30 protein-coding genes are annotated in these 24,780 nt (G+C 60.0%); 13 read left to right on the forward strand and 17 right to left on the reverse strand.

Translation table 11 applies throughout. The features are described 5' to 3' along the window. Window positions 1–10: 10 nt before the first annotated feature. Complete coding sequence (locus NCT04_RS13580; RefSeq protein WP_244826459.1) at window positions 11–697, forward strand: orotate phosphoribosyltransferase; 687 nt, start codon at window positions 11–13, stop codon at window positions 695–697. Window positions 698–796: 99 nt separating this feature from the next. On the opposite strand, the gene NCT04_RS13585 is transcribed toward NCT04_RS13580, so the two are convergent. Continuing rightward, window positions 797–1,504, reverse strand: coding sequence for a response regulator (locus NCT04_RS13585; RefSeq protein ID WP_244826460.1), 708 nt, complete (start codon window positions 1,502–1,504; stop codon window positions 797–799). Window positions 1,505–1,873: 369 nt separating this feature from the next. On the opposite strand from NCT04_RS13585, the gene NCT04_RS13590 reads away from it, so the two are divergent. From NCT04_RS13590 to argC, 3 genes are all read left to right on the forward strand, one after another. Then, the gene (locus NCT04_RS13590) at window positions 1,874–2,380 is read left to right on the forward strand and encodes a YbhB/YbcL family Raf kinase inhibitor-like protein (protein WP_250465911.1); all 507 of its coding nucleotides are present in this window, start codon (window positions 1,874–1,876) and stop codon (window positions 2,378–2,380) included. Window positions 2,381–2,565: 185 nt separating this feature from the next. Next, a complete protein-coding gene (locus NCT04_RS13595; RefSeq protein WP_250465914.1) occupies window positions 2,566–3,132 on the forward strand; it encodes a flavodoxin family protein in 567 nt (188 codons plus the stop codon). Between the two features lie 162 nt (window positions 3,133–3,294). Then, the gene (argC, locus tag NCT04_RS13600; protein ID WP_244826463.1) at window positions 3,295–4,248 is read left to right on the forward strand and encodes an N-acetyl-gamma-glutamyl-phosphate reductase; all 954 of its coding nucleotides are present in this window, start codon (window positions 3,295–3,297) and stop codon (window positions 4,246–4,248) included. A 211-nt stretch (window positions 4,249–4,459) separates the two neighbouring features. Here argC and NCT04_RS13605 read toward each other — a convergent pair whose 3' ends face one another. From NCT04_RS13605 to NCT04_RS13615, 3 genes are all read right to left on the reverse strand, one after another. After that, on the reverse strand, window positions 4,460–4,825 hold the full coding sequence (locus NCT04_RS13605) for a response regulator (RefSeq protein WP_244826464.1): 366 nt from the start codon (window positions 4,823–4,825) through the stop codon (window positions 4,460–4,462). A 7-nt stretch (window positions 4,826–4,832) separates the two neighbouring features. Beyond that, window positions 4,833–5,258: a hypothetical protein gene (locus NCT04_RS13610; RefSeq protein WP_250465916.1), complete on the reverse strand. Its 426-nt coding sequence runs from the start codon at window positions 5,256–5,258 to the stop codon at window positions 4,833–4,835. An 89-nt stretch (window positions 5,259–5,347) separates the two neighbouring features. Further along, window positions 5,348–6,220 (reverse strand): NAD(P)-dependent oxidoreductase, encoded by an 873-nt coding sequence (locus NCT04_RS13615; protein ID WP_250465919.1) that lies wholly within the window; start codon window positions 6,218–6,220, stop codon window positions 5,348–5,350. A gap of 90 nt (window positions 6,221–6,310) precedes the next feature. On the opposite strand from NCT04_RS13615, the gene NCT04_RS13620 reads away from it, so the two are divergent. Next, window positions 6,311–7,069 (forward strand): Mut7-C RNAse domain-containing protein, encoded by a 759-nt coding sequence (locus NCT04_RS13620; protein ID WP_250465920.1) that lies wholly within the window; start codon window positions 6,311–6,313, stop codon window positions 7,067–7,069. A 54-nt stretch (window positions 7,070–7,123) separates the two neighbouring features. Beyond that, on the forward strand, window positions 7,124–7,393 hold the full coding sequence (locus tag NCT04_RS13625; RefSeq protein ID WP_244826468.1) for a hypothetical protein: 270 nt from the start codon (window positions 7,124–7,126) through the stop codon (window positions 7,391–7,393). A 24-nt stretch (window positions 7,394–7,417) separates the two neighbouring features. Here NCT04_RS13625 and NCT04_RS13630 read toward each other — a convergent pair whose 3' ends face one another. The 4 genes from NCT04_RS13630 to NCT04_RS13645 form a co-directional block, all read right to left on the reverse strand. Continuing rightward, a complete protein-coding gene (locus tag NCT04_RS13630) occupies window positions 7,418–8,707 on the reverse strand; it encodes an MFS transporter (RefSeq protein WP_244826469.1) in 1,290 nt (429 codons plus the stop codon). A gap of 229 nt (window positions 8,708–8,936) precedes the next feature. Next, window positions 8,937–9,251 carry a high-potential iron-sulfur protein gene (locus tag NCT04_RS13635; protein ID WP_244826470.1) on the reverse strand — a complete coding sequence of 105 codons (315 nt, stop codon included), beginning with the start codon at window positions 9,249–9,251 and terminating at the stop codon, window positions 8,937–8,939. A gap of 124 nt (window positions 9,252–9,375) precedes the next feature. Beyond that, complete coding sequence (locus tag NCT04_RS13640) at window positions 9,376–10,476, reverse strand: NAD(P)/FAD-dependent oxidoreductase (RefSeq protein ID WP_250465923.1); 1,101 nt, start codon at window positions 10,474–10,476, stop codon at window positions 9,376–9,378. Window positions 10,477–10,661: 185 nt separating this feature from the next. Next, on the reverse strand, window positions 10,662–11,639 hold the full coding sequence (locus tag NCT04_RS13645; RefSeq protein WP_250465924.1) for an AAA family ATPase: 978 nt from the start codon (window positions 11,637–11,639) through the stop codon (window positions 10,662–10,664). 384 nt (window positions 11,640–12,023) lie between these two features. Between NCT04_RS13645 and NCT04_RS13650 the strand changes: the two genes are divergently transcribed. Both NCT04_RS13650 and NCT04_RS13655 read left to right on the forward strand, forming a co-directional pair. Then, window positions 12,024–12,563, forward strand: a complete 540-nt coding sequence (locus tag NCT04_RS13650) for a hypothetical protein (protein ID WP_250465927.1) — start codon at window positions 12,024–12,026, stop codon at window positions 12,561–12,563. 50 nt (window positions 12,564–12,613) lie between these two features. Continuing rightward, the gene (locus tag NCT04_RS13655; RefSeq protein ID WP_250465929.1) at window positions 12,614–13,423 is read left to right on the forward strand and encodes an endonuclease/exonuclease/phosphatase family protein; all 810 of its coding nucleotides are present in this window, start codon (window positions 12,614–12,616) and stop codon (window positions 13,421–13,423) included. Window positions 13,424–13,430: 7 nt separating this feature from the next. On the opposite strand, the gene NCT04_RS13660 is transcribed toward NCT04_RS13655, so the two are convergent. Then, window positions 13,431–13,820, reverse strand: a complete 390-nt coding sequence (locus NCT04_RS13660) for a response regulator (protein ID WP_244826475.1) — start codon at window positions 13,818–13,820, stop codon at window positions 13,431–13,433. A 131-nt stretch (window positions 13,821–13,951) separates the two neighbouring features. Between NCT04_RS13660 and NCT04_RS13665 the strand changes: the two genes are divergently transcribed. Continuing rightward, on the forward strand, window positions 13,952–14,548 hold the full coding sequence (locus NCT04_RS13665; protein ID WP_244826476.1) for an alpha-ketoglutarate-dependent dioxygenase AlkB family protein: 597 nt from the start codon (window positions 13,952–13,954) through the stop codon (window positions 14,546–14,548). Window positions 14,549–14,551: 3 nt separating this feature from the next. Here the strand turns inward: NCT04_RS13665 and NCT04_RS13670 are convergent, their stop codons facing one another. Beyond that, window positions 14,552–14,926 carry a RidA family protein gene (locus NCT04_RS13670; protein ID WP_284503230.1) on the reverse strand — a complete coding sequence of 125 codons (375 nt, stop codon included), beginning with the start codon at window positions 14,924–14,926 and terminating at the stop codon, window positions 14,552–14,554. A 131-nt stretch (window positions 14,927–15,057) separates the two neighbouring features. Between NCT04_RS13670 and NCT04_RS13675 the strand changes: the two genes are divergently transcribed. Then, window positions 15,058–15,552 carry an MgtC/SapB family protein gene (locus NCT04_RS13675; RefSeq protein WP_250466292.1) on the forward strand — a complete coding sequence of 165 codons (495 nt, stop codon included), beginning with the start codon at window positions 15,058–15,060 and terminating at the stop codon, window positions 15,550–15,552. Window positions 15,553–15,658: 106 nt separating this feature from the next. Here NCT04_RS13675 and NCT04_RS13680 read toward each other — a convergent pair whose 3' ends face one another. Both NCT04_RS13680 and arsC read right to left on the reverse strand, forming a co-directional pair. Next, window positions 15,659–15,931: a hypothetical protein gene (locus NCT04_RS13680; RefSeq protein ID WP_250465932.1), complete on the reverse strand. Its 273-nt coding sequence runs from the start codon at window positions 15,929–15,931 to the stop codon at window positions 15,659–15,661. A gap of 109 nt (window positions 15,932–16,040) precedes the next feature. Continuing rightward, window positions 16,041–16,463 carry an arsenate reductase (glutaredoxin) gene (gene arsC / locus NCT04_RS13685; RefSeq protein WP_244828133.1) on the reverse strand — a complete coding sequence of 141 codons (423 nt, stop codon included), beginning with the start codon at window positions 16,461–16,463 and terminating at the stop codon, window positions 16,041–16,043. A 418-nt stretch (window positions 16,464–16,881) separates the two neighbouring features. Between arsC and NCT04_RS13690 the strand changes: the two genes are divergently transcribed. From NCT04_RS13690 to NCT04_RS13700, 3 genes are all read left to right on the forward strand, one after another. Beyond that, window positions 16,882–17,178, forward strand: coding sequence for a hypothetical protein (locus NCT04_RS13690; RefSeq protein ID WP_250465934.1), 297 nt, complete (start codon window positions 16,882–16,884; stop codon window positions 17,176–17,178). Window positions 17,179–17,284: 106 nt separating this feature from the next. Further along, window positions 17,285–17,551, forward strand: coding sequence for a cupin domain-containing protein (locus tag NCT04_RS13695; protein ID WP_250465936.1), 267 nt, complete (start codon window positions 17,285–17,287; stop codon window positions 17,549–17,551). 36 nt (window positions 17,552–17,587) lie between these two features. Continuing rightward, complete coding sequence (locus tag NCT04_RS13700) at window positions 17,588–18,406, forward strand: DUF72 domain-containing protein (protein ID WP_244826482.1); 819 nt, start codon at window positions 17,588–17,590, stop codon at window positions 18,404–18,406. A gap of 86 nt (window positions 18,407–18,492) precedes the next feature. Here NCT04_RS13700 and NCT04_RS13705 read toward each other — a convergent pair whose 3' ends face one another. The 5 genes from NCT04_RS13705 to NCT04_RS13725 form a co-directional block, all read right to left on the reverse strand. Beyond that, window positions 18,493–19,719 (reverse strand): MFS transporter, encoded by a 1,227-nt coding sequence (locus NCT04_RS13705; RefSeq protein ID WP_250465938.1) that lies wholly within the window; start codon window positions 19,717–19,719, stop codon window positions 18,493–18,495. Between the two features lie 102 nt (window positions 19,720–19,821). Then, entirely contained in the window at window positions 19,822–21,093 is a 1,272-nt protein-coding gene (locus NCT04_RS13710) for an ATP-grasp domain-containing protein (RefSeq protein WP_250465941.1), read from the reverse strand. Between the two features lie 66 nt (window positions 21,094–21,159). Then, window positions 21,160–22,152 (reverse strand): TauD/TfdA family dioxygenase, encoded by a 993-nt coding sequence (locus NCT04_RS13715; RefSeq protein ID WP_244826485.1) that lies wholly within the window; start codon window positions 22,150–22,152, stop codon window positions 21,160–21,162. Between the two features lie 35 nt (window positions 22,153–22,187). Then, complete coding sequence (locus NCT04_RS13720; RefSeq protein WP_250465944.1) at window positions 22,188–23,582, reverse strand: hypothetical protein; 1,395 nt, start codon at window positions 23,580–23,582, stop codon at window positions 22,188–22,190. Next, window positions 23,575–24,759: an amino acid kinase family protein gene (locus NCT04_RS13725; RefSeq protein ID WP_250465948.1), complete on the reverse strand. Its 1,185-nt coding sequence runs from the start codon at window positions 24,757–24,759 to the stop codon at window positions 23,575–23,577. The genes NCT04_RS13720 and NCT04_RS13725 overlap by 8 nt, the downstream gene beginning before the upstream one ends. Between the last annotated feature and the right edge of the window lie 21 nt (window positions 24,760–24,780).

The raw sequence follows: 24,780 nt of genomic DNA on the forward strand, positions 1-24,780 counted from the left end.
GGATTCGCCCATGACAGGCTTCGATCGCCAGACGATCTCCGACACCACCGCCAAGATTTTGCTGGAAGTACAGGCGGTGCACTTCAACGCGGAAAAACCGTATATCTTCACGTCCGGCTGGGCGAGCCCAGTGTATATCGACTGCCGCAAGCTGATTTCCTATCCGCGCGTGCGTCGCGGTCTGATGGAAATGGCCGAGGCGACCATTCTGCGCGACGTCGGCTACGAACAAATCGACGCGGTTGCAGGCGGCGAGACGGCGGGTATTCCTTTCGCGGCGTGGCTGGCGGATCGCCTGATGGTGCCGATGCAATACGTTCGCAAGAAGCCCAAGGGTTTTGGTCGCAACGCGCAGATTGAAGGTCTTCTGACCGAAGGCCAGCGCGTGCTGCTGGTGGAAGACCTGACCACCGACAGCCGCAGCAAGATCAACTTCATTAATGCGCTGCGCACGGCCGGCGCAACGGTGAACGACTGCTTCGTGCTCTTTCACTACAACATTTTTAAAGAGAGCGTGTCGGTGCTGAAGGATATCGACGTGAATCTGCACGCGCTCGCGACGTGGTGGGACGTGCTGCGCGTCGCCAAGGAACAAGGCTATTTCGAATCGAAGACGCTGGATGAGGTCGAGAAGTTCCTGCACGCGCCTGCCGAATGGTCGGCGGCACACGGCGGAGCGACGGCTGCGCCGCAATAAGTCTTTAAAGCAATCGCTGGTTGAGAATGAAAACGAAAAAGCCGCTGACATGACATCAGCGGCTTTTTTCAATTCGTCCAGCGGTTAAATGGTGCGAACCTAATTTGAATCTGGAATGGGCACGTCTTCCACGGAACCGTCGCCCGAATATGCCGAGAGATTCATCAAGCCATTACTTTGTGCATACTGAAACAATTCGGAATCTCGCTCGATACCCAGTTTGCGCATAGCGGTGTTCTTTTGCGTGCTGATGGTTTTAATACTGCGCCGCAATTGCCCCGCTATTTCAGTGATCGTCATGCCCGAGACGAAGAGCCGCACCACTTCGAGTTCACGCTTGGAAAGAATCACGCTGCGTTGCTGACCGCTTCCGCTCATTCCCATGCTGTCGAGCGCCGCCTTGACCGATGGCCCGAGATACTCCTGACCGCGCATGACGTGCTGAATTGCCCAGCCGATATGGTTCATGTCGTCGGCTTTGTTGATGATCGACATGACACCGACTTCGCGCAGACGTTTGAGCAAGGCCGGGTTTTCCAGCATGGTCAGGACAACGAGTTTTACCCGGGGAAATTGCCTGCCGATATAGCCGAGCAGCGGCATGCCATCGCCATAAGAGCCGCCCGGCATTGCAAGATCGGTTACGAGAACGTCGCAATGCGATTTTTGCAGCAATTGAATAAGCTCGGTGGATTGCTTGGCCTGACCAATGACGTCGACCTCCGGAAACTTGTTGAGCGCCTGAGTGGCGCCGAACAAGATGACCGGATGATCGTCTGCAATGATGACTTTTATTCGCTGGCTCATTTACTGCCCCAGAATATTGGTTCGTCTGATGCCGCGCGAATCACTGTCGGGATATTCATTTTCTCTTTGATAGCTGCCGAAGTCGCCGCCGTCAAGGCGTCATCTCGTTTTTAATTTCAGACACATTTGAACTGCGCCATAGGTTTAGTCTCAAGGTGCAAGCTTTTAATGCTTTGTTGCAATGTTAAACTGCAACTTGGCATGAAGCGCATCACTGAGACAAAAAACATCGTTGCAGCCATCGAAACGCTGATATAAGGCGCAACGGCACTGACAGGAGTCAGCTACATGCGCCTCGCATGTCGAACCGAGAGTCCGGCCGGTCTTACGTTATTCGCACTCTCGACGTGGATATTGGCGGTGATTTTCATGCCACAAGACGCCGTGGCTGAACCGGCATTCACCGTTTCAAGCGTCGATCTAGTTCCGGGAAAGCCGGTTTCGCGCGATCTTCTTTTCAATGAATCCGACTGCAAGGGCGGCAATCGCTCACCGCAGCTTTCATGGCGCGGCGCGCCCACCGATACGCGCAGTTTTGCGATCACCGTATTCGATCCCGACGCCCCCGGCCGCGGCTGGTGGCATTGGGCCGTCGCCGGCATTCCGGCGGGTGTGACGCATATACCGGCCAATGCGAGCGCCGCCGGCGCGCTGCGCAAAATGAGCGCGGTGGAAGCCCGCAACGACTGGGACACCGACGGTTACGGCGGTCCGTGCCCTCCGCCTGGCAAGGCGCACCGCTATATCGTGACGGTGTATGCGCTGCGCAGCGACGACCTGCGACTGCGGCAAGGTACGCCCGCGCTGATGTTCGAACACGAAATCCGCACGGTAAGCATCGCTTCGGCGCAGTTGACCTTCACTTACGGCCGGTAATGAACGGGCCGGCAAGCGTAACGCTGCCGCATCCGTGTCCGCAGAACGAAATTTGTCTTTGCTAGACTGGTTCCGCTCGCCCGCCGCCTTCGTCGAGTGGTGGCTTTCATGCCGTCGCCACGAAGAGCAAACCCACACGCGTGCAGTCGAGACGCACCGCGAATTCATCGCGGCTAAAGGAAACCATGTCGAACATCATCATCGTTTATCACAGCGGCTACGGCCACACGAAGAAAGCCGCCGAAGCCGTGCTGGCCGGCGCCACGGACGCAGGCGCCAACGCCAAACTGATCGCAGTCGGCGATCTCGACGACGCCGCCTGGGCCGAACTGGATGCCGCCGACGCCATCGTTTTCGGCTCGCCGACGTACATGGGCGGCCCGTCCGCCGACTTCAAGAAATTCGCCGACGCCAGTTCCAAACCCTGGTTCGCGCAAAAATGGAAAGACAAGATCGCGGCTGGCTTCACCAATTCCGCGACCATGAACGGCGACAAGTTCCTGACGATTTCCTACTTCGTCACGCTCGCCATGCAACACGGCATGATCTGGGCGGGCACCGGCATGATGCCGTCGAACACGAAGGCCGCCACCCGCAACGACCTGAACTTCGTCGGCGGCTCGACCGGGTTGCTGACGCAATCGCCCGCGGATGCATCGCCGGACGAAGCGCCGCCGCCCGGCGATCTCGAAAGCGCCCGCGTGTTTGGCGCGCGAATCGCTGCCGTGACTGCTCGCTGGACCGGCAAGTAAGGCACGCGCGCCGCTTGGGCGGCGCGTTTGACAGCCTGCACGCGCTCGTTGCGGACAACGGACATCAACGCGTCTCGGAAACGCCTTAAAATGTCCGTTTTTGCGGCGAGCGCGTAGGCGTTGCAACCATTTGCGTCGTCGCGCCGAACCAGTGAGATCGAGATGACCACGAAAGTATTTGTCGACGGACAGGAAGGCACCACCGGCCTTAAGATTTTCGAATATCTGTCGGGACGCCGTGACATCGAAGTGCTGCGTATCGACGACACGAAGCGCAAGGACGTCGAGGAACGCCGCCGCCTCATCAACGCATCCGACGTGACCTTTCTGTGCCTGCCGGATGTCGCCTCGCGCGAATCGGTTTCGCTCGTCGACAAGGACAACGCTCGCACCGTCATGATCGACGCCAGCACCGCGTTTCGCACGCAGGACGACTGGGCGTACGGTCTGCCCGAACTGTCGCGCGCGCAGCGGGAACGTCTGCGTACTGCGAAGCGCATCGCCGTACCGGGCTGCCATGCATCGGCGTTCGTACTGTCGGTACAACCGCTCGTCGCGGGCGGTCTCGTATCCGCCGATTTCGACGCGCACGCCTATTCGATCACCGGCTACAGCGGTGGCGGCAAGAAGATGATCGCCGAATACGAAGCCGGCGGCGACGCGCGTCTGGCGAGTCCGCGTCCGTACGCGCTCGGCCTCACGCACAAGCATCTGCCGGAAATGTCGGTGCGCACGGGTTTGAAGCGCGCGCCGATTTTTACGCCAATAGTCGGCCCGTTCCTGAAGGGTCTGGCGGTGACGACATATTTCTCCCCCGACCAGCTCGCGCGCAAGGCGAAACCGCAGGACGTGCGCGATATGCTCGCCGAGTACTACAACAACGAGCCGTTCGTGCGCGTGCTTCCGTTCGATGCCGAAAGCAATCTCGACAACGGTTTCTTCGACGTGCAAGCGTGCAACGACACGAACCGTGTCGAGATTTTCGTGTTCGGCAACGAAGAGCGTTTCGTGACCGTGGCGCGGCTCGACAATCTTGGCAAGGGCGCATCCGGCGCGGCGATTCAATGCATGAATCTGGCCATCGGTGCCGACGAGGAAGCCGGGCTCACGCGCTGATCGTTATCCCTCGGAAAGCAGAAAAGCCGGTTCGCTTCGTCAGCGGATCGGCTTTTTATTGGCTGCATGGTTTGCTGCGGACGAAAAAAAGCCCGCCTAGTTTGGCGGGCTGAATCCATATCAGTGGAGACATGGAGGAGACAGGAGTAACTATATCGTTAAATTTGATGCGATGCAACATCTCCGTTGCATGCGATCAACACGGAATATTTCACGGCTGCGTCATCGAGAGAATGAACTGCAGTTGATCCGATGAAATTGGCTTCACTAGATGTACGTCGAAGCCCGCATCCATCGTTAGTTCGCGGTGTTGCGGCTGACCCCAACCCGTGAGCGCAACGAGCATCATCGCGTGACCTGTGGGCGTGCGGCGCAAATCACGCGCGGCGGCGAGCCCATCCAACAGCGGCGCGCCGATATCCAGAATCACGACATCCGGCGAAAACTGCGCGGCCACGTGCACGGCTTGCGCGCCATTGGCGGCGAGCGCCACTTCGTGCCCCATTCCATTCAGGAGATTGGCGAGACCGCTCAGGGCGTCGTCGTCGGCGTCGGCTATGAGGATGCGCTTCGTCACGATAGCCTCACCGGTTGCCGTAGATTTCGAGCTTCAGCTTGTTCTCGCTCGCCTGCGATGCCGCGATCTCCGTGCGCGCGCCGCGTGCGCCAAGATAAAAGTGCTGGCGCGCGGGTGAATTCTGATCGTGGGTGGCGTCCGGCAGACAGGAAGCGATGTCCGCCGCGACGCTTTGCAGCGCATCGGCGCTTGCTCCGCCGTGCGGCGTCCAGGTGCATCGATAGTTGCTTTGCGACGCCGCGCAGCTCGCGCCGTCGCCGTATGCCAACGCGACGGGCCGTCCATCGATTGCGGAGAGTGACGAGAAATTCGGCGCCGCCGCCACGATGCGCTTCAGCGCATCGCACGGGCTCGGGGTGTCGTCGGCGTGAGCGGGCGCGCTCGACAAGGCGCCCCAGCAAAGCGCGGCGAAGGCGATGCGGTTCGATGGCATGACGTCTCCCAGCTATTTTTAATTACGTTCGATGCATAGCCATCCCAGCAAATCACGAACCCGTTAGAACAGACGTTTCTTTTCAACGATCATCGTCCCGCGCGGCGCGCCGCCACTTGCCCGAGCACCGCGAAGTCCTTTTCGCCGTCGCCGTGGGCAAGCGCGTCGACGAGGTTGTCGCGCACCACGCTCGCGACCGGCAGCGACACGTTGACCGCGTCGCCCGCGGCTATCGCGAGGCGCACGTCCTTCAGACCGAGCCGCGCCTTGAAGAGCGCGGGCTCGTAACGACGCTCCGCGATCATCTTGCCGTAGCCCTGATAAACCGGCCCCGGAAACAGCGAATTCGTGATGACGTCGAGCAACGTCTGCGCCTCGATGCCGTGTCCGCTCACGAGCGCGGCCGCTTCGCCGAAACTTTCTATCGCCGACGCCAGCATGAAATTCGCCGCCAGCTTGAGCACGTTGGCGTGCTGCGGTTCGTGGCCCACGCGCCAGGTTTTTTGACCGAGCGCGTCGAAGACGGGTTGCACGCGCGCGATGTCGGCATCGGCGCCGGCCGCGAGAATGTTGAGCTTGCCCGCCGCCGCGACATCCGGCCGGCCAAGCACGGGCGCGGCCACGTAAGCGACGCCATGCTGCGCGTGCAATTGCGCGAGTTCGACGGCGAGCGCCGCCGAAATGGTTGCCATGTTCACGTGCACGAGGCCTTTCGGCGCGTGCTTGAGCAAGCCGCCATCGATCAGCACGGAGCGCAGCGCTTGATCGTCCGCGAGCATCGAAAAGGCGGCATCGCCGGCAAATGCCTGCTCGGGGGTATCGACCACGGATGCGCCCTGGTCCGCGAGCGAACGCGTCTTGTCGCGCGAGCGGTTCCAGACGCGCACCGCGTGGCCCGCTTTCAGCGCGTTGACGGCCATGGCCGCGCCCATTTCACCCAGACCGATGAATCCGATATCCATGCTTACGCTCCATTCGTTGATTGCCGACCGAGCGCCAGTAGAGCACATCGACCGGCAGCACGCCGAATCCGCCGATGCGATACTGACTGCATGGTCACGGCGCGCTTTCACTTCCATCGCGAACTGAACGACTTTCTGGCGCGGCCCCAACGCGGGCAGGCATTCGCTTGCGCCTGTCCGCTGTCTTCGTCGGCCAAGCACATGATCGAAGCGCTGGGCGTGCCGCACACGGAAGTGGCGCTGATCGTGCGCAACGGGAATCCGGCCGGCTTCGACGCGCCAATCGAAGAAAACGATGTCATCGAGATCTATCCCGCGCGGCGCGTGCCGCCCGGTATGGCCGACGGCGCACGGCTTTTGCGGCCGGCGCTCGTCGCGGAAAATCTGCGCTTTATCGCCGATGCGCATCTCGGCGGCCTCGCGCAACTGTTGCGGCTCGCGGGTTTCGACACGCGTTACGACAACAACTTCGCCGACGATGAAATCGAGCGCCTTGCGCACGATGAAGCACGCATCGTCCTTACGCGCGACCGCGAATTGCTCAAGCGAAAAAATGTGCTGCACGGCTGCTACGTGCGCGCACTGCATGCCGACGAGCAATGGCGTGAAGTGGCGGAACGTCTCGATCTCGCGCCGCATGTGCGCGCGTTTCGCCTCTGCCTCATGTGCAACGCGCCGCTGCGTCGCGCGGCAGCGCGCGAGATCGACGACCGCGTGCCCGAAGGCGTGCGCGAACGGCACACGCGTTTCGTGACTTGCGATGTCTGCCGCCGCGTCTTCTGGGAAGGCTCGCACTGGAAGCGCATGCGCGAGCGCATCGACGGTCTCGCGGATGCAAGCCGCGTGTGAACCTCCACGTACAATACGGCCCCTGCCTATCAAAACGCCGCAACGGAGCATCGCGTGAACAAATTTCAACTGGAACAAACCAAGGCGTTCAAGCTCGCCAACGACCTGAAGCAAGGCGGCAAGCCGCGCGTGGGCGCAGCGGAAGCGCCGAAACTGGATCGCCGCGAGCAGCGCAAGCTGGATCAGGCCAAGGGTCTCGTGCCGTTTGCCTGCAAGCTGGACGAGAAGCTCGTGACGCAATTGAAGGAACGCGCCGCGAACCACGAAGGCGGTCTCTCTGAAGTCCTGGCGGAATTGCTCGTCGCAGCGGGTCTGGAGCGTTGAAGCGTCGCGCAGGCGCTCGACCGCCTAGCGGATGCCGTCACGCGCCTCGTCGACATCGACGTGACGCGTCGCCGGAATGCAGGCCACGGCGATAATCGAAAGCACGAGTCCCGCCATCACGTAGAAGGTCGGCGCGAGTTGCGAGCCCGTCGTCTTGATGAGCCACGTCACGATGAACTGCCCGAAGCCGCCGAACAGCATCACCGCGATGTTGTACGCGAGCGCAAGCCCGGTCGAGCGGATATGCGCGGGAAACAGTTCCGCGATCAGCGCGCCGAACGGCCCGTAGTAACCGGACAGCGTGATCGACAAGAGCGCCTGCACGACCACGAGCCGCGCCACGCTCGGTTCGGCGGCGAGCCATGCGAAGAGCGGATAGATGATCACGAGCGTGATGAGAAGCGACCACAAGGTCAGGCCCTTGCGTCCGATACGATCCGACCACGCGCCCGCCACCGGCGAAAGCACGGTCAAGATGAGATTGCCGACGATCAGCGCCGTGAACGACTGCCCGAGCGGCAGCTTGAGTTGCTTGACCGCGAAGGTCGGCAGATAGGCGATCAGCACATAGACCGTCACCGTCAGCGCGATCACCGAACCGAGCCCGCACAGCACTTCGCGGCTGTGATTGCGGAAGACTTCACCAAGCGTCGCGCGGCGCGCGGTCTTCTTCGCGTGCAGGAACGCTTCGGTATCGGCCATGTTGCGCCGAATGTACAGGCCGATTGGCCCGATGATCAAACCGAGAACGAACGGCACGCGCCAGCCCCATGAATCGAGCGCTTCGGGCGACAGTCCGCGCGTGATCGCCGCGCCGACGAGCGCGCCGAGCAAGAGCGCCGCCGCCTGACTCGCCATCTGGAAACTGCCGTAGAAACCGCGTCGGGAAAACGGCGCTGCTTCGATCAAGAGCGCGGTCGCCGTTCCGAACTCGCCGCCGGCGGAGAAGCCCTGCAACAGCCGCGCGAACACGATCACGAGCGGCGCGCCGATCCCGATTGCCGAGTATGGCGGCGCTATCGCGAGCAGCAGAATGCCGATGGTCATCATCGCGATGACCAACGTGAGCGCCGCCTTGCGCCCCGCGCGATCCGCATAAAGACCCAGCACGATGCCGCCGACCGGCCGCATCACGAACGCGACGCCGAAGGTCGCGGTGGTCAGCAAAATGGATGAGTAGTCGCTATAGCTCGGAAAGAACAAGCGGGCGATGACGACAGTCATGAAGCCGAACACGGTGAAGTCGTACCACTCCAGCGCATTGCCGATGACCGCGGCCGCGACGGCGCGCGCATTCAATGGTCTGCCTGCCATGCGAATCCCTTTGGTTTGTCGATCATTGGGTTTCGTGCCATCGGACGGACCCCCGTTGGCCGCGTCGTGCGCGTATCGCCCGGCGCATCGAATGCATTTGCTCAGGCGAGGCGTAAGGCTGAATTTGCCTTGGCGAGTGTAAAGACCATGCGTTTGCTTATCAAGCGGCTACAACGCAAAACGCGCCGGGCAATGCCGCCAGGCGCGTTCGTCGTCCAACGAGGGAAGCTCAGGCCTTCTTTACATACGCGCCGCACCAGCCCTTCGAGGCGACCTGCTTGTTCGCGAACATCGGACACGGGGCGTAGGCATCGGCGGCCTTGCCTTGATAGAACTGGCAGTTGCCGCAGTCTTCGCCGGCGGCGTACTTGGCGAACTTGGCCTTATCGACCTTGGTCGCGTCTTCCTTGTAGCCGAGCGCCTTGGCGGTGGGATCGTTTTCGTCGACCTTCGGTGCGTCGGCGAAAGCGGCTTTCGAGCCGAGCGCGAACGTCGATGCAACGCCCACGCTGGTGATGAGAAACGTACGACGAGATGCCTTCATGGTGACTCGCTCCATGTTGTATTGGGGGAAAACGCCGTTCTGACGACGGCGATGCCCGAGCATAACAATCCGGAAGCGAATCGATGAAGCCAAATGTTATAGATAAGAACCCGGGGAATAGCGGCTAACGCATCATGTCCGCCACGCGCTCGGCGATGGCGAGTGAAGCCGTCAGTCCGGGCGATTCGATACCGAACAGATTCACGAGCCCCGGCACGCCATGCGCGGACTTGCCTTGAATCATGAAGTCGGCGGCAGCCTGCCCCGGACCCGAGAGCTTCGGCCTGATGCCCGCGTAGGCCGGCTGCAGCGCGTCGTCAGGCAGACCCGGCCAATACGCACGAATCGCGGCGTAGAAGGAATCGGCGCGGCGCGGATCGACATCGTAATTGAGCGACTGCACCCATTCGACATCAGGACCGAACTTGGCTTGGCCGCCCATGTCGACGGTCAGATGCACGCCGAGTCCCGCTTCATTGGGCATCGGATAGATGAGCCGTTCGAACGGCGCGCGCCCGCTCACGCTGAAGTAGTTGCCCTTCGCGAAGTAGAGCGGCGGCACGTGACGATCGTCGAGACCGCGAATCTTGCTGGCGATCCGGTTCGCGTGAAGCCCCGCGCTGTTGATCAGAAACGACGCCCGGAAGCGCGCCGGGGCATCGCCGCCGGTCTCGACGATAAAGCAGCCCTCGCGCGCGTCGATGGCGGCCACCGGCGTATGAAACACGATGTTCGCGCCGTGATTCTCGGCATCGCCTTGTAGCGCCAGCATGTACTGGTGACTGTCGACGATTCCCGTGCTCGGCGACCACACCGCCTCGACGCACGTCAGTTGCGGCTCCATCTCCGCCGCCTGTGCGCCGCTGATCCGCACGAGACCTTCCACGCGATTTTCCAGGCCCTTCTGTTCGATGCCCGCAAGCTGCGGAATCTGATTGCGCGCCGTGGCAACGAGCAGCTTGCCGCATTGCCGATGCGGCACGCCATGCTCGCGGCAATATTCGTACAGCATTTCGCGCCCACGCACGCACAGCTCGGCTTTCTGCGATCCGCGCGGATAGTAGATGCCCGCGTGAATCACTTCGCTGTTGCGCGAACTGGTGCCAATGCCGATCGCCTCGCCCGCTTCCAGCACGATCACTTCGCGCCCGCGCATTGCCAGTTGCCGCGCAATCGCAAGTCCAACCACGCCCGCGCCGATTACCACGCACTCGATCCGATCCATGTCCGTTCCGTCGCAAGATAGCTCGCAACCATTCTACGTTCTTGACTATTGCGAGTTGCACAACAAACGCATGGCAATTGCACCGAATTACGGAGCAATGCAGAAAAAGGCATGAAACTGGCCGTCCGATGACAAAAAAGCCATGTTTCCATGGCTTTTTTGGCAATTCCAAAAATTCGTGCGCTTTAAAAACCGATCGCTTTCCTGCGCGAATTACGGTCGAGCTGGATATCGCGCGCCTCGACGTGATGCCGTCCGTCGATACGCGCGTTGCCAAACGCGTTGAGCATCGCGCGCCGCATGCCGCGTGGCGAGGCTTGCGTGAGCGCATCGAGCGGGGCATCGCCGAGCGTTTCGGGAAAGCGCCGGCCCCACGCGTGCGTCGTGCGGATGTCGTCGTAAATCGCCTGCGCGATACGACGCGCGCCGTCGCGATCCGGCGCGGGAATCTCGTAGACGTTCATGCGGTTCATGATCGGCTCGGGAATGGCGCGCGCGTCGTTGGCCGTTGCAATCCACACGACGTTGCCCGCGTTGATCGGCACTTCCGCGAATTCGTCGATGAAAGTCTGCGCCGTGTCGTGTTCGAGCAACGCGTAAAGCGCGCCGAGCGGATCGTATTGCGCGTCGCCGGTGGCCTTGTCGATTTCATCGACGGTAATGACGGGGTTCGCGTAGCTGCCGTTCACGAGGGCGTCGAACACCTTGCCTGGCTTGGCGTTGCGCCATTGCGACGACGCGCCCGAGAGAATCCATCCGGCGGTGAGCGAGCTCATCGCCACGTAATGCGACGTGGTCCCGAGCATTCGCGCAAGCTGCTTCGCAAAATGCGTCTTGCCGATGCCGGGTTCGCCAAGCAACAGTATTGGCATGAGTTCGAGGCGGTCCTCGGTTTCGAGGCACAGCGCGATCTGCTTGCGAATGTCGTCGAGCGGCTCCGCGAAGTTCGGCAGGGAAGCCGCAAGGTCGTCGATGCACGGCATGCGATTCGGCTTCACGCAGAAGCGCAGATTGCCGACCTTGAGCATCTTCTCGTAAGTGGCGCGCAGGGCGTCGCTTGCGCCTTCGGACAAATCGTTGAGCGCGGTTTCCACGTCGTCGAGACTGTAGACCTTGCTGAACGATGCCACCGCCAGTTCCTGTTTCACCACGGCTGTCGTCATGTCACACCCCGTCATTGTTTTGGTCGACAAAGCCAGTGTAGCGACGACAAAACACCACGCAAGCGAGCAGTCTCGCGGGTCTGCTGCCAATTCCGCCGCGTAGCGCAGGCGCGAGTATCATCGTTCGTCCCACGTGTGAGCGTGCCGCGAGCGGGTTCGAAACGTGCTGTTTTTCTGCGGCGTTTTTCCAACCTGGCTGCGAAGTGTTTTGCGCGGCCCCATATGTCGGGTTTTGGTAAGGATTCTGGCTGAACCGTAGCCGTGCAGCCCGGTCAGAATCAAGTCGCCGAGGAAACGCCGATCCAGCGGCTTTTCGCCCAAGCAGATCACGCGCAAAAGCGAAACGCCGCCATCCGAACCGCCCGTGCGCCGGAGAAGCCTTCAATGCAAAGAACAACACGAACCGTCTTGCCGTTCCCCTTTCGATTTGCGCTTGCTGCAAGCGCGTGCCTCGTGGTGGTATCGGCGGGACCTGCCTGGGCGCAGTCAAGCACGCCGCAGCCCGTCGACTGGGAGTTGCAGGTCGTGCGCGACGGTCAACAAATCGATTCGTTTTCCGCCACGACGAATGTCGGCCAGGCGCGCACCGATACGCATCACAACATCACGCAGAATCAGGTCGGCTGTGCGAATCAGCCAGCGGGCGACATCGATCTCACGCGCACCATCACCGTTTCGCCGACGCACGCGAGCGCCGACGACATCACGCTCGCCATCGACGCTCAGGAAACGCTTCAGGATGATTCCTCGCGGACCACGGCGGCCGGCTGCAAGTTGCCGCCGGTGCCGCGTCAGGTGAGCGGATCGCATCCGGGCCTCGTGTTGAAGCCCGGGGAATGGGGCGAATGGAAGATCGTCGACAGCAATCCGACGCTGCTGTATCGAGTGCGCGCGAGCATGGCTTCGGCACCAGCAACGCAATGACGGCCTTCGTGACATAAAGTAGAGAGGCCGCGCCACCACACAACGAACGCATGCGAAACCCAGAACATCTTCCGCCAGGTCCATCCACGCACAACGGCACGCCGGATTTCACCGCCGTAAGCTGGAACCTCCACAAGGGCCGCTCACCGCTCGGACTGCGCGCCTGGAACGCCATGCAGCGGTGGGTTCAGACCACCAACGCCGACGTCTATTTTCTCCAGGAAGCGATGGCGCGGCGCATGCCGCAGCCCGTGCTCGCAAGCGGTTTCGGCAACCCGCTTGCAGCGCCGCTCGACGATGTCTGGCATTGCCAGGCCACCGAAATCGCTACCGCGCTCGAATTGCAGATCGCCCTCGGGCCGAACGTGTTCAAGCCGTCGTGGCGGCACGGCAACGCCATCTTGTCGCCGCATCCGCTGGATCTGTCCGGGCGCTGGGACATCTCGGCGCATCGCTTCGAAAAGCGTGGCTTGCTGGTCGCGCGCGCCACTTTCGCCGGCAAGGCCATCACGCTCTTGTGCGCGCATCTGGCGCTCACGCGTTCCGCGCGTCTGCGTCAGATGAACTGGATCGCGCACTGGATTGCGAAGGAAGCGCCGGAAGGCCCGCTCGTGCTGGCAGGCGATTTCAACGACTGGCGCAACGATTCCGTGCCGCTCTTTCGCGAACTCGGCATGAGCGAGGTCGCGACGATGCTCGGCGAATCCGGCCGCACCTTTCCGGCGTTCTCGCCCGCGCTCGCGCTCGACAAGATGTTCGTGCGCGGTCTTAAGCCTGTCGAATGGCTCGTGCCGACGCAGGACACCGCATGGCTGTCCGATCACTTGCCGTATATGGCGAGACTGCGCGTCGAGGAATGAGGCGGCGTTAGCCGAGCAGCGCTTCCAGAGCGTCGATGGAAACCGGCTTGGTGAGGTGATGATCGAAGCCGGCATCGATCGAATTCTGGCGATCCGCGTCGCTGCCGTAACCCGTCAGCGCGAGCAGCAAGGCGTCGCGCGTGACGGGGCGCTTGCGCATCTCGCGCGCCACGTCGAAGCCGTTCATGCCAGGCAGACCGATATCGAGCAGCACCACGTCGGGTTTGAAATCGTCGATGGACTGCAACGCGCGCGGACCGTCGTGCTCCGTGCGCACTTCGTGGCCCAATGCTTCGAGCAGCATCGACATGGCAAGCGCGGCGTCCTCGCTGTCGTCGACAATCAGAATGCGCCGGCTCGACGCCGCGCCGCCGGTCGCTTCGGCGGTGGTGTTCATGCGTGTCCTCGTACATTTTCAAGATGGCGAGGCGACTGTAGCACAACGCCCGAGCCTGATGAAATGAGGGCGCAAGGCAGCATGCGACAGCTCTGCTATCGTGGACTTTTTCCGCGCACGCCGGCGTTCCCATGTTCGATCTCTTCGACGACATTCCCAAACCCGATATCGTGTGGCACCCGGACTGGATCGACTCCGACGCCGGTTCCGATCTCATGGGCGAGCTGATCGCGGAAGTAAGCTGGCAGCAGGACACGATGAACACGCCCCGCGGCCGTTTGCCGCTGCCGCGCCTGACCGCGTGGCAAGGCGAGCCGGATGCCGTCTATGTCTACTCGGGCATCCGCAACGTGCCGCAGCCGTGGACGCCCGCCGTCGCCCGGTTGCGCGATGCCGCTCAGGACGTGTGCGCCGCGCGTTTCAACAGCGTGCTCCTCAACCGTTATCGCACGGGGCTCGACAGCATGGGCTGGCACGCCGACAAGGAACGCGAGCTCGGGCCCGAGCCGGTGATCGCGTCGGTGAGTCTTGGCGCCACGCGTGCATTCGAATTCCGCCACGCGCGCACGCATGCCACGCACGCGCTCGCGCTGACGCACGGCAGCCTGCTCGTGATGCGCGGACGCACGCAGCTCGAATGGGTGCATCGCGTGCCGAAGGAGCCGGGCGCGCGCGGCGAACGCATCAACTTGACGTTTCGCTGGGTCGACGCATCGAAGCGGCGTTGAACTTCAGGGCCGCCGCGCGACGAAATCGATCTCGACGAGCGCATCGCGCGCAAGGCCCGTCACGCCGATGCACGTGCGCGCCGGCAGCGGCTTCGGCAGAAAGTAGGAGCGGTACACGGCGTTCATCGCGTCGTAGTCGCGCTTGAACTCGGTGAGGAAAATGCGCGCGCTCACCACGCTGTCGAGCGTGAGTCCCAGTCCTGTCAGCACGAGGATCAGGTTATCCATCACGCGGCGCGTCTGCGCGGCGACGCCCTCGGGCAGCGGGGCGTTGTCGTCGTTGGGGTCGGTCGGCATCTGGCCGGTGAGGAAAACCCAGCCGTCGGCTTCTGCCGCGTGGGAGAACGGGCCGACAGGCGTCGGCGCGGCATCGATCATCGAGAATTTGGGACGGTGGTTCACGTTGTCTCCTTGCAAGGAACCGGCACGTTAGCCCGCCAAAATATCCCGCGCGCGTCCGGACCTTTGATGCGAAGATGCAGCGTCCCTTCCAGTCCTGTTTCTTCGCGATGCTTCCTCAACCCATTCTCATCGATGCCGTCGTCCGCATGCTCGTCGCGGTGGCGATCGGCTGCATCATCGGCGTCGATCGCGATCTGCACGGCAAACCGACCGGCATGAAGACGCTCGGGCTCGTGTCGCTAGGTGCATGCATCGCGACCATGTGTGCGCTCGGATTTGCCACCGAGCCGCTCGCGCACAACACCGAAGTCTCGCGGGTGGTGCAAGGCATCGTGACGGGCATCGGCTTTCTGGGCGCGGGCGTGATCATTCAGAATCCGCGCGAGAACCGCATTCGCGGGCTGACCACGGCGGCTTCCATCTGGGTGACGGCGGCCGTGGGCATTCTGTGTGGGCTCGGCGTATGGAGTCTCGCGCTGATCGCCACGGTGATTCTCATCGTGCTGCTGACGGTTGGGCGGATCATCGAGAAAGGCTTGCTGAAGCGCTGGATGCGCAAGCCGCCGAGTCAACGTCCGGCGGGTATTGGCGAGGAAGAGTGACTGGCGGAGTTGCCTGTGCGCGTCGGCGCACTCTCGCATCATTGAAAAAGCAACGCGGCGCAACCTTGCGGCCCGCCGCGTTTCCAGGCGCAGAAAGTCGATGCGCTTACCAGCCGTGATGTTCGCGCCAGCGTTGTTCGCGATGCATCTCATGCCGCCAATGACGCTCGCGCTCGTGGCGTCGCCATTCGTGTTCGCGCCAGCGTTCATCGCCGTAGCCGTATCCGTATGCGGGCTGCACGTAGACCGGCTGGGCCTGCGCATAAACCGGCACGCCGACGCCTACCGCGACATCGACATGCGCCGATGCTGCCGTCGATACCGCCAATCCCCCGAGTCCTGCCAACGCGATTGCCACAGTTGCAAGCTGCTTCTTCATGTCGCCTTCTCCTTGCCCCGATTGCGTGATGTCAAGTGCAGTCTAGAAGGCGATTCCTGACACAGGTGCAACAGACCCGCGAGAAAGGTAACGTCAGGTAACGGTCAAGTCAGAGCAAGCGTTTGCCTGCTTCGTCGATAACCACTTCGCCGTCTTCCTTTGCAAAAGGTCCTTTTTGCGGCTCCGGCAAAAGATCGATCACGAGTTCGGATGGACGGCACAGTCGCGCGCCTTTCGGGGTATCGACGAAGGGACGATTGATGAGGATTGGATGCGCGAGCATGGCGTCGATGAGTTGCTCGTCGGTGAGACTCGTGTCGCCCAAGCCGAGCTCGGCGTAGGGCGTGCCCTTTTCGCGCAGCGCTTCGCGCACGGAAAGCCCGGCGCGCGCGATGAGCGAAGTGAGCGTCGCGCGATCCGGCGGCGCGGTCAGATACTCGACGACTTTCGGCTCGATGCCCGCATTGCGGATCAGCGCGAGTGTGTTGCGCGAGGTGCCGCACTTCGGGTTGTGATAGATGATGACAGTCATGTCGGCGATGTCCTTGATGATCACATTCGGCATTCTAGGCCGACCTCACGATGACGCGCACGCCCGGCTTGCGGCAGGCCACCGACCGAATTGCCAGCGATGCAGCAAATACCCTGTTCAATCGCGGCTGCGCGGCCTATAACGAAGTGTGCAATGCGGCATGTCCTGGGTGGATCATCCGCCAGCGGTCTTACTGGCGTTCGTCCCTGTCTGCTTCGCAGTCGCCTTCGAATTGCATATCTACAAGTCCGGCAAGTGGTCGCATGGCAGAAGCCGACCGGAACCGGCCCTGACGCCTCTTCGCGCACTGCCATCGAGTAGAACGCACCGTGGCACGTCGTGTGCGAACGACGGTTCGCTACAACGAATAGCGCGACCCGGCCATTGTCGGTTCGTGCATCTCATTCAAGGAGTCGATATGAAAACACGTCTCGTCGCGACGGCGCTTGCCGCCTCGCTACTGGTGGCTGCTGGCAGCGCCTCGGCGCAGGAAACGTATTACCGCACGGCGCAGGTGCCGGGACAAACCACGGCGGATACCTCGTCGCAACCGGCGATGCAAGGCAGCACGCAAGGCCAAACGGGCGATATGTCGTATGGCGGCGCGCCCGCCTCTCGTGGCGCCACTGGCGCAATCGGCACGACCGGAACCAACGCGGGCATCTCCAAGCCGTGCGTGCGCGGCCCGCCCTGCGACATATTCTTCGGCAACTGAAGCAGCAAGCGCGGCCTGAAAGTTGCGTTAGCATCCGGTGCATGATCCCGTGCGCTCGCATTCTCGTATGCGGGCGCGCTTTCCTTTTCACCTTGGAACGATCGCCATGCACCGAGACGAATTCCTCGCCCTTCTTCCCGAGGAGGGCTTTCAAGAAGTCGTGACCGTCACGCGCGAGCCGAACGGCGCAATGGAAATTCACGCGCATCCCTTCGAAGCCAAGGCGCTAATTGTCGAAGGCGAGATCACCATCCGCGTTGGCGATGACGAGCGGCTGTATCGCGTCGGCGAGATCTTCCAGCTGTCCGCGAATCTCGAGCATGAAGAACGCTACGGACCGCAAGGCGTGACCTATCTGGTTGGGCGCAAGTAAGCCGCATCGGCGAACACACGACATCGAGGACGACATATGGCCACGCGAAAGACGGCGCGGATTCGCGTCGGTATCGGCGGATGGACGTTCGAGCCCTGGCGCGGCACGTTCTATCCGAAGGGACTCGCGCAGAAGCAGGAGCTCGAATACGCGAGCCGCGCGCTCACGACCATCGAGGTGAACGGCACGTTCTATGGCTCACAAAAGCCCGAGACCTTCGCTAAATGGCGCGATGAAGCCCCGGATGACTTCGTGTTCTCGCTGAAGGCGCCGCGTTACGCGACCAATCGCCGGGTACTCGCCGATGCGGGCGAAACCATCGAGCGTTTCTTCAAGAGCGGCGTGCTGGAACTACAGAACAAGCTCGGCCCGATCAACTGGCAATTCGCAGCGACCAAGAAGTTCGATGCCGATGACTTCGGCGCTTTCCTCAAGCTGCTGCCCGCGAAAGTGGAAGGCCGCGCAATTCGTCATGCCGTCGAAGTGAGACACGAGAGTTTCAGCGATCCGGCATTCGTGGCGCTGGCGCGAAAGCATCGCGTGGCGATTGTCGTCGCGGGAGACTCGAAGTATCCGCAAATCGCGGATACGACCGCACCATTCGTCTATGCACGCATCATGGGAACGACAGAGAAGCAGAAGCAAGGTTACTCGAAGGCGGCGCTCGATGGCTGGGCGAGCCGCGCGAAAGAATGGGCGGCGGGTGGCGTGCCTGAGGATATGGCGAGGGCATCGACAAGCGCGGGTGCGAAGGTCGGTTCACGGGATGTGTTTCTTTACGTCATCAGTGGATATAAGGAGCGCAATCCCGCTGCGGCAATTGCACTGACCGAACGAATCAATGGGACGACGTAATTCGACTGAGGCGAACGTTCCGCGGGTAGCGACCGGTGACGGTGTCTTTGCCGCTTCGTAGGTAAAGAGCCGTCACCGGATTTATGTCAGTTCACTTTCACAGGCGGTAGCAGGGTGTTGTAACCAAATGCCGTTCGGCCGATAAGGATCAATGCAAGTCCCAATGTCGCAGCGACGGCGAAGATTACGCCGAAGATTCCAGACGGCGAGAAATGTGCCGAAAGCACGGTAACTAGCGCTGCACTAAGCGGGATGGAGCACATGTTCATCAAGCCAATGACACCCGTGGTTTTTCCAAGGTGTTCTTTTGGAATGATCTGACTACGCACCGTGCGGATATAGACGCTGAAAGCGCCATCGCAAGCCATTAGCGCACTGTATCCCACCAAATAGACTGCATATTGGTTGGATAGCGCGAGTACCAGACCAGCCAGAATCATCGCGCAGAATGAACTGATGCCGAGCGCAGGCAATCCGAGTTTTCGCGCGATGCGCGGTACAAGCGTGCATGCCCCAATCGACGCAATGGCTGCCACGGTCTGAAGCAGGCCGAAGCGGCTTTCCGGCAATCCAAAGACTTTTACGACGACGGCCGCACTGACTACCAGCGCCGCGCCGTATACGAGGTTGACGACCCAAGTCAATGCCGAAAGATGGAACAACACCTTGTTCTGCATTAATACCTTCAGCGCTTGCTGATTAGACTGGCGTAATGCTCGCAGAGAAAAAGATTGATCGGCCGGCATGGGCTGCGTCTTGAAACCAAAAAGGATCACCGACGCTGTACCGAACATCGCAGCGCCAAGCATGAGAAGTGGATTCAAGCCATCCCACACCGAAATGAGTGCCGCAAGCGCGGGCCCTGCCACTTGCGTAATCTGCTCGACTGCCTGCAGCATGGAATGCGCCTTCGGTAGTTCTGAAGCCGCCAGATTGCGCGGAAGCATGGCCTCGGAGCCGACGAATGAAAGAATATAGGCGATTGAGAGAAAGGCCATCATCACGGACAGAACGCCGAACGTACTTACACCACATGCGATGAGTGCAAGCGCAATAATCAGCACTAAAGCTCTTCCAAATTCGATTCCGGAAAACAAATGTCCTGGCTTGAGCCGATCTGCGACAAACCCGGCCAAAGGAAAAAACACGATTCTCGGAATCCACTCGATGACAAACGCGAGTCCGGAATATTTGAGCTCACCGGTGCTTTTAAAGATGGTCAACGGGACGGCGAACAAGAGAAATTGATCGGCAAGGGCGCTGAGGAAGCGCGCAGCGACGAATCGCTTTAGGCGGAGAGTGGCGTGCTGCATGGCATCGATGATTGTCCGTTGAAGTGGCCGGGCGATTGCCCGAAAGCAAGAAAATTGTTCAGGTCTTGGCTCGGGGACAAGCAAGACCCGACTTCACCCTTTTCAATGTTCGGAACGCTTGATGGAGAACATGTCGCGAGAAAGTTGCCGAGCAATTTGCAAATGCTCGTCAAAATCGTGTTCAGGCTTTCTGGCATTCCAGAAGAATTCAACAGACCCCTCGCGGGCGCGCCACGACAATGGCTTCTCCGACATGTCGAGAGGCTTTGCGGTGACCTGCATATTGACGACTGCATCCGGCAGTTCTTTGAGAATACGCACTCGTTCGATCATTCCCTGCGGCGCTTTCAAGAAGGCAATCGCAGAGAGGCCACGTGAGCGGGGGCTGTCTGACAGCGTAACGGGCATTCCCAAATAAGATGCGACGTGCAATTGATAAGGGTTGACGCCATAGCATCGTTCAACGAGATCCATAATCGCATCGCCGCCCGTACGTGCGCCGACTTCAATGATTCGGACATCGCCGTTTTCAGTGATCCGCGCTTCGAAGTGTGCTATGCCATATTGAATGCCAAGTGCCTTGCAAGCGCGTTCAGCTACATCACGCAAATTCTTGTTGCCGCTTTGCACAGATGGGACCGAGTGTCCAGTTTCGACGAAATAGGGTTCCGGTCCGAGGTACTTGTCGGTCACTGCAATAACTCGATGTATATCACCCTGGTTGAATACCTCGACGCTGACCTCATTGTCAGACTGGATGTATTCCTCCACGACAAATACGTCTTCCGGCGTCATATAGGCGCCGTTCAAGGCCTTGATATCTGCCACACATTGGCTGAATGCCGATTCAATGGCGTCGTAACTTGTTACCTTGATGACGCCTACACTCCCGGCAAGTTCGCGCGGTTTGATTACAACGGGCAGACCAATATCCCTGGTCAATTGCTTCAGTTCGTCGAGAGTGGCGAACGCGCCGAAACGCGGCACAGGCAAGCCCGCCTCGGCCAGCACCTGTTTCATCAGGTATTTGTCCCGACACTTGTTCACCGTGTCAGCGGAATTATGGTTTAGTTGGTAGTGACGCGAAACCTCCAGCGCACTTCGTACCGTGAAATCATTCATGGGAATCACCGCGGCCGGACGCGCGCCAAACTCCCGTTCATGGTGGAGCACGGCCGCGAGGACGCCTTCGGGATCGGACACATCGGCGGAGATAAATCCGTCGAAGAATTTGATTGTGTTAGACGTACGCGTCTTGGCCAACGTCAACACTCGCATGCCGTTGGATGCGCGTAGTGCGCCTGCCAGGACTCGCTCCCGGAGCGGAAATTCGCCGCCGAGAATCAGGATATAAGGTTCGTTCTGTTCAATCATCAATATGCTCCTTGTGTATCATTTAGCTGTGGCCGAGTCGGGACGATTCGTTTCATCGCCGAAGGATCATGCGAAGACCAGGCACTCACGAGTGGCGCGATCGCGAATGCCCCATAGGTTGTTACGTATGTTTGCGCGTAAAAGCCATCGGTCCAGACCGTCGTAAGAGGCCTCGAATTCGGTACGCGCATGCACTCCCTTCCGATTATTGATAAGCAATGCCTGGCCCGGGCGCAGACCTACTCCGTTGTTTTCGCCTACTTGTTGACATGCATCGAGCAGTGTCCGCAATGCATGCTCAGATTCCATATCAATGGCCCGCACTCCATTAGCCGCGACAAAAATCTCTGGAAAGTTCTCTGGGCCCGAAAGAATAGGAACCGGTGCCGACCAAACCTTTTCCCCGTTTGTCGCACCGTGAATCAACAGCGTGTAGTTGCTTGGAGCCGCCATTAGAAAGCGCGCCTGACGAAGGATCACAAGCGTATTTGCGTCCAAGCGGGATGCCACGTCGCGCGCATCGGCGTAGAGTGTTCGCGCAGTGCCGGCCTTATCCGCACGCAAGCAAAGCAGGAGAAGAAAGTCCGGATTGTGCGAATTGAATATCAACGACTCGTCATACATTGAATCGTTGTGAAAGTTCAGGAAGATCTTCGAGCTGCGATTCGATTGCGTGTATTCACCGCCTCGCATTGGAACGACGTGATGGACGACTTGGCCATCTTTCTCGGATAAATAGCCGACCGGTATTCCGATCAACTGAGCCAAACCAAGCAGCGACTTCTCCGACTTATCGGCAAGCGTCACGCCGACTTGCCCTTGAACTGGTGTTGCTGGCAACGGGTCGTCTATTGGAAGTCCGTCAATGAGCATGACACCGGCACTCGACGGATCACGTCCAAACTGAAAAATCTCGAACAAGAGTCCGTCGGGTAACGTTGCAAACACGCGATAAAGACTCGCCAAAGCCTTCGAATAGTTCCCGTGCGGCGGTTCGATATGTATATAAGCATCACTAAGCGCTGCTCGTTCTGTTTCTGTCAAAGAATAGGTTTTCAACGCAATGCTCCCAACTCGATAAAGAATAAGTGCGATCAGGCGACGCCGTCCGTTCCTTCCACCGCGAGTGCTTCCTGATTTTTATGACGACAGAACCACATAATGTCGGCCTCAAGTCTGTAGAAGATGTCCTCTTCGAGAACATGGCCGAGGGCTTTGAGGTGACGTCGTTTCAAATGCGAAGGAATCGGCAAGTTTCCGAAATCGAACATGCGTATTGCGCCGTCTGGAGCCCGCATCGGCACCACCTGCGAAAGCGCGTATCGACTTGCGCTAAAGGGCACGTCAAGCTGACCGGTGGAGAATGCGCGACATATCGATTCGATGAGATTGTCTGCGTCGAGAACTGGCGAGAGCAGCGCCGAGACTTCCGCGAGTATCCAGGCCAACTCATCTTCTACGCTGTCTTTTTGCGCATTGACCAGATCGAGAATCCAGCTGTTCGCGGCTTTACTTAAGAGCACTCCACTGACGTTGGCCTCCAAAGAAGGCACACCAGCCGACTCTTGGTAAGTCTTGTTGATCGTTTTTACTGCGCCGCCTGCTTTGGCCACCATCGCACCACGCAAGATCAGCGCGTCACAATCTTGCCGTTCGCGAGGGAATGCACCCATGAATTGATGAAAAACAGGGAAAACGTCGTCGACGCAGTCCGGCAATAAAAGCTCGGCCAAACGAGGTATGGCCCGCAACATTGCGATGTCTTGCACGGTGTTCCCCGTCTGGCACACAGCGATTGAAAGACAACGTACTCCGGCTGTGTGCGCCAAAATCGCCTCGAGAAAAGCGATTGCCAACTGAATGGATGGTGGCATTAACACGGCGGTTAAAGTACCGAAAAACTCTCGGTCCACGATCACGCCTCGGCGCGCGAGTTCGCCGCACTTTAAATCGACTTCGCTCCACAAATTCAGTGAGTCGCGCAGCGGCACGTCCTTGCAATACGGAATGTTGTAACCGATCCCACCGCCCTCGAACGCGCTGAATCCCGAAGCGAGCGAGACCTCGTATAACAGCCGGGGATCGGGCGAGCCATGACGGATCTGCACGGGCGCGATTACCGTTTCGTTCAGTTCTCTGCCAAGCCGCCATCCATGCGCGACCAGAGGGTAGCCATTTAGTTCGTTTGGCCGCTCTCTTGCAAGCTGGGTGGCAACATCGAACCGTTTTAGACGGGTATGGGCATCGATCGTGATCGTGGCGATATCGGGAGCAGCGTATTCTTCCAGTCCTGCGATCAGACCGCGCATGTTATCGTGACCACCCACACCGCAGCGTGGTTGAACCAGCATTCGACCGCTGCGCCGTGCTTCGAGCAACCGGTCATACACGGTCTCTTTCGGCAGCCTCTGCAAATAGTCGATCACTTCAGCCGTTTCCGGTGCCTCATGTCCAAACTGTCTGGCGTGCTGAATATATTCATCAAACATGGGGCACTCCTTCCGTACGGTCCCACACCGCAAGCATTCGACTAAACGGCGATCTCTCAATGGAAGCGGCTACGTCACCTGAGTTGGGCTTCGCGCAGTATCGTGCGTGCTGTTCCAGACTACGCTCGGCTAGCTGTGTAGGCGGTACGAGCTCGTACAGGACCTTCCCTTCGGCGAGACAAACGGTCAGAAGTCGGCCTTCGATTGGCTGCAGGTCGAGGCCGTGGTCATCGATCAGAAAGCGCGACGAGTCAAAAAACCCGCACGTCACAACAAGTTTTTCGCTGCCGTCTTTGTCCTCGACCATGAGGTTCGGTACGCCCGCCTGATTGAGGACTGCGGCGCCCTTGTTTCGCATGTTCGTTGTTCCTGCGAAACAGCGCGAGCGCGTGTCTGGAATTACCGCCGGTACAAAGGGCGAATCCGAATCGATAACAGTACCGGCAGAAAATTCATCGTGATTTGCTCGGCAAACGATGCGTACACGACGCTGCGCGGCGTGCTCCACACCGCGGTGATGAAGCACTTTTGCACCGCAACGCGACATCGTCATTGCTTGCGTGTACGAAAGTGCCGGCAGCAGATGGGCATCCGTGACCGTGCTCGGGTCGCAACTATAGACACCCGGAACGTCGGAGAATATTTCTACCTCCTCACAGCCGAAAGCGGCAGCGAGAGCAATGGCCGATAAGTCGGAACTGTTTTTCTCCATCCATGTTGTTTCGCCGGTCTCCTCAGCGGACGCCTGACCGCCCGGAATCACAATGACGTCATGATGGTCGAGGGAGCGCGCTACGGGTTGGATATCGACCGACGTCAGGCGCGCACGTGAATAATTCAGGTCGGTCCGTATTCCAATTTGACTTCCAAGCGAGACCGTTGCATTCACACCGGCTGCCTGCAAAGCGCTGGCAACCATGACGGCGCCAATACTGTCCGCAAGCGGAAGTCCGGCATCGATCAAACGGTCCGACGGATTGTCATTCAGCCCAAGCAAAGTGCTTCGATACTGTTCCGTCAGTCCAGTGGGTGCGCTCACCACGAATATCACGCGATGCGCGGGGCTTCGATGTTGCAATTCCTGCCGGAGCCACTGACAGACGAAGTGCATGCGCGCCTGGTCTGAGAATGAAGAGCCGCCGAACTTCATCACACTGAGAGGATAATTTCTATTCATGCCGATCTCGTCTTTCGTGTG

The sequence above is a fragment of the Caballeronia sp. GAFFF2 genome (assembly GCF_023631485.1).
Classification (GTDB): domain Bacteria; phylum Pseudomonadota; class Gammaproteobacteria; order Burkholderiales; family Burkholderiaceae; genus Caballeronia.

Bases quoted from the DNA above. Each gene is read 5' to 3' on its own strand.
- NCT04_RS13675 (WP_250466292.1), top strand. From the start codon at position 15,058: ATGCTTCCTCAACCCATTCTCATCGATGCCGTCGTCCGCATGCTCGTC.
- NCT04_RS13690 (WP_250465934.1), top strand. From the start codon at position 16,882: ATGAAAACACGTCTCGTCGCGACGGCGCTTGCCGCCTCGCTACTGGTG.
- NCT04_RS13660 (WP_244826475.1), bottom strand. From the start codon at position 13,820: ATGAACACCACCGCCGAAGCGACCGGCGGCGCGGCGTCGAGCCGGCGC.
- argC (WP_244826463.1), top strand. From the start codon at position 3,295: ATGACCACGAAAGTATTTGTCGACGGACAGGAAGGCACCACCGGCCTT.
- NCT04_RS13665 (WP_244826476.1), top strand. From the start codon at position 13,952: ATGTTCGATCTCTTCGACGACATTCCCAAACCCGATATCGTGTGGCAC.
- NCT04_RS13585 (WP_244826460.1), bottom strand. From the start codon at position 1,504: ATGAGCCAGCGAATAAAAGTCATCATTGCAGACGATCATCCGGTCATC.
- NCT04_RS13725 (WP_250465948.1), bottom strand. From the start codon at position 24,759: ATGAATAGAAATTATCCTCTCAGTGTGATGAAGTTCGGCGGCTCTTCA.
- NCT04_RS13645 (WP_250465924.1), bottom strand. From the start codon at position 11,639: ATGACGACAGCCGTGGTGAAACAGGAACTGGCGGTGGCATCGTTCAGC.
- NCT04_RS13640 (WP_250465923.1), bottom strand. From the start codon at position 10,476: ATGGATCGGATCGAGTGCGTGGTAATCGGCGCGGGCGTGGTTGGACTT.
- NCT04_RS13595 (WP_250465914.1), top strand. From the start codon at position 2,566: ATGTCGAACATCATCATCGTTTATCACAGCGGCTACGGCCACACGAAG.
- NCT04_RS13680 (WP_250465932.1), bottom strand. From the start codon at position 15,931: ATGAAGAAGCAGCTTGCAACTGTGGCAATCGCGTTGGCAGGACTCGGG.
- arsC (WP_244828133.1), bottom strand. From the start codon at position 16,463: ATGACTGTCATCATCTATCACAACCCGAAGTGCGGCACCTCGCGCAAC.
- NCT04_RS13610 (WP_250465916.1), bottom strand. From the start codon at position 5,258: ATGCCATCGAACCGCATCGCCTTCGCCGCGCTTTGCTGGGGCGCCTTG.
- NCT04_RS13650 (WP_250465927.1), top strand. From the start codon at position 12,024: ATGCAAAGAACAACACGAACCGTCTTGCCGTTCCCCTTTCGATTTGCG.
- NCT04_RS13720 (WP_250465944.1), bottom strand. From the start codon at position 23,582: ATGTTTGATGAATATATTCAGCACGCCAGACAGTTTGGACATGAGGCA.
- NCT04_RS13630 (WP_244826469.1), bottom strand. From the start codon at position 8,707: ATGGCAGGCAGACCATTGAATGCGCGCGCCGTCGCGGCCGCGGTCATC.
- NCT04_RS13705 (WP_250465938.1), bottom strand. From the start codon at position 19,719: ATGCAGCACGCCACTCTCCGCCTAAAGCGATTCGTCGCTGCGCGCTTC.
- NCT04_RS13670 (WP_284503230.1), bottom strand. From the start codon at position 14,926: ATGATCGATGCCGCGCCGACGCCTGTCGGCCCGTTCTCCCACGCGGCA.
- NCT04_RS13655 (WP_250465929.1), top strand. From the start codon at position 12,614: ATGCGAAACCCAGAACATCTTCCGCCAGGTCCATCCACGCACAACGGC.
- NCT04_RS13700 (WP_244826482.1), top strand. From the start codon at position 17,588: ATGGCCACGCGAAAGACGGCGCGGATTCGCGTCGGTATCGGCGGATGG.
- NCT04_RS13615 (WP_250465919.1), bottom strand. From the start codon at position 6,220: ATGGATATCGGATTCATCGGTCTGGGTGAAATGGGCGCGGCCATGGCC.
- NCT04_RS13695 (WP_250465936.1), top strand. From the start codon at position 17,285: ATGCACCGAGACGAATTCCTCGCCCTTCTTCCCGAGGAGGGCTTTCAA.
- NCT04_RS13580 (WP_244826459.1), top strand. From the start codon at position 11: ATGACAGGCTTCGATCGCCAGACGATCTCCGACACCACCGCCAAGATT.
- NCT04_RS13635 (WP_244826470.1), bottom strand. From the start codon at position 9,251: ATGAAGGCATCTCGTCGTACGTTTCTCATCACCAGCGTGGGCGTTGCA.
- NCT04_RS13710 (WP_250465941.1), bottom strand. From the start codon at position 21,093: ATGATTGAACAGAACGAACCTTATATCCTGATTCTCGGCGGCGAATTT.
- NCT04_RS13590 (WP_250465911.1), top strand. From the start codon at position 1,874: ATGCCACAAGACGCCGTGGCTGAACCGGCATTCACCGTTTCAAGCGTC.
- NCT04_RS13620 (WP_250465920.1), top strand. From the start codon at position 6,311: ATGGTCACGGCGCGCTTTCACTTCCATCGCGAACTGAACGACTTTCTG.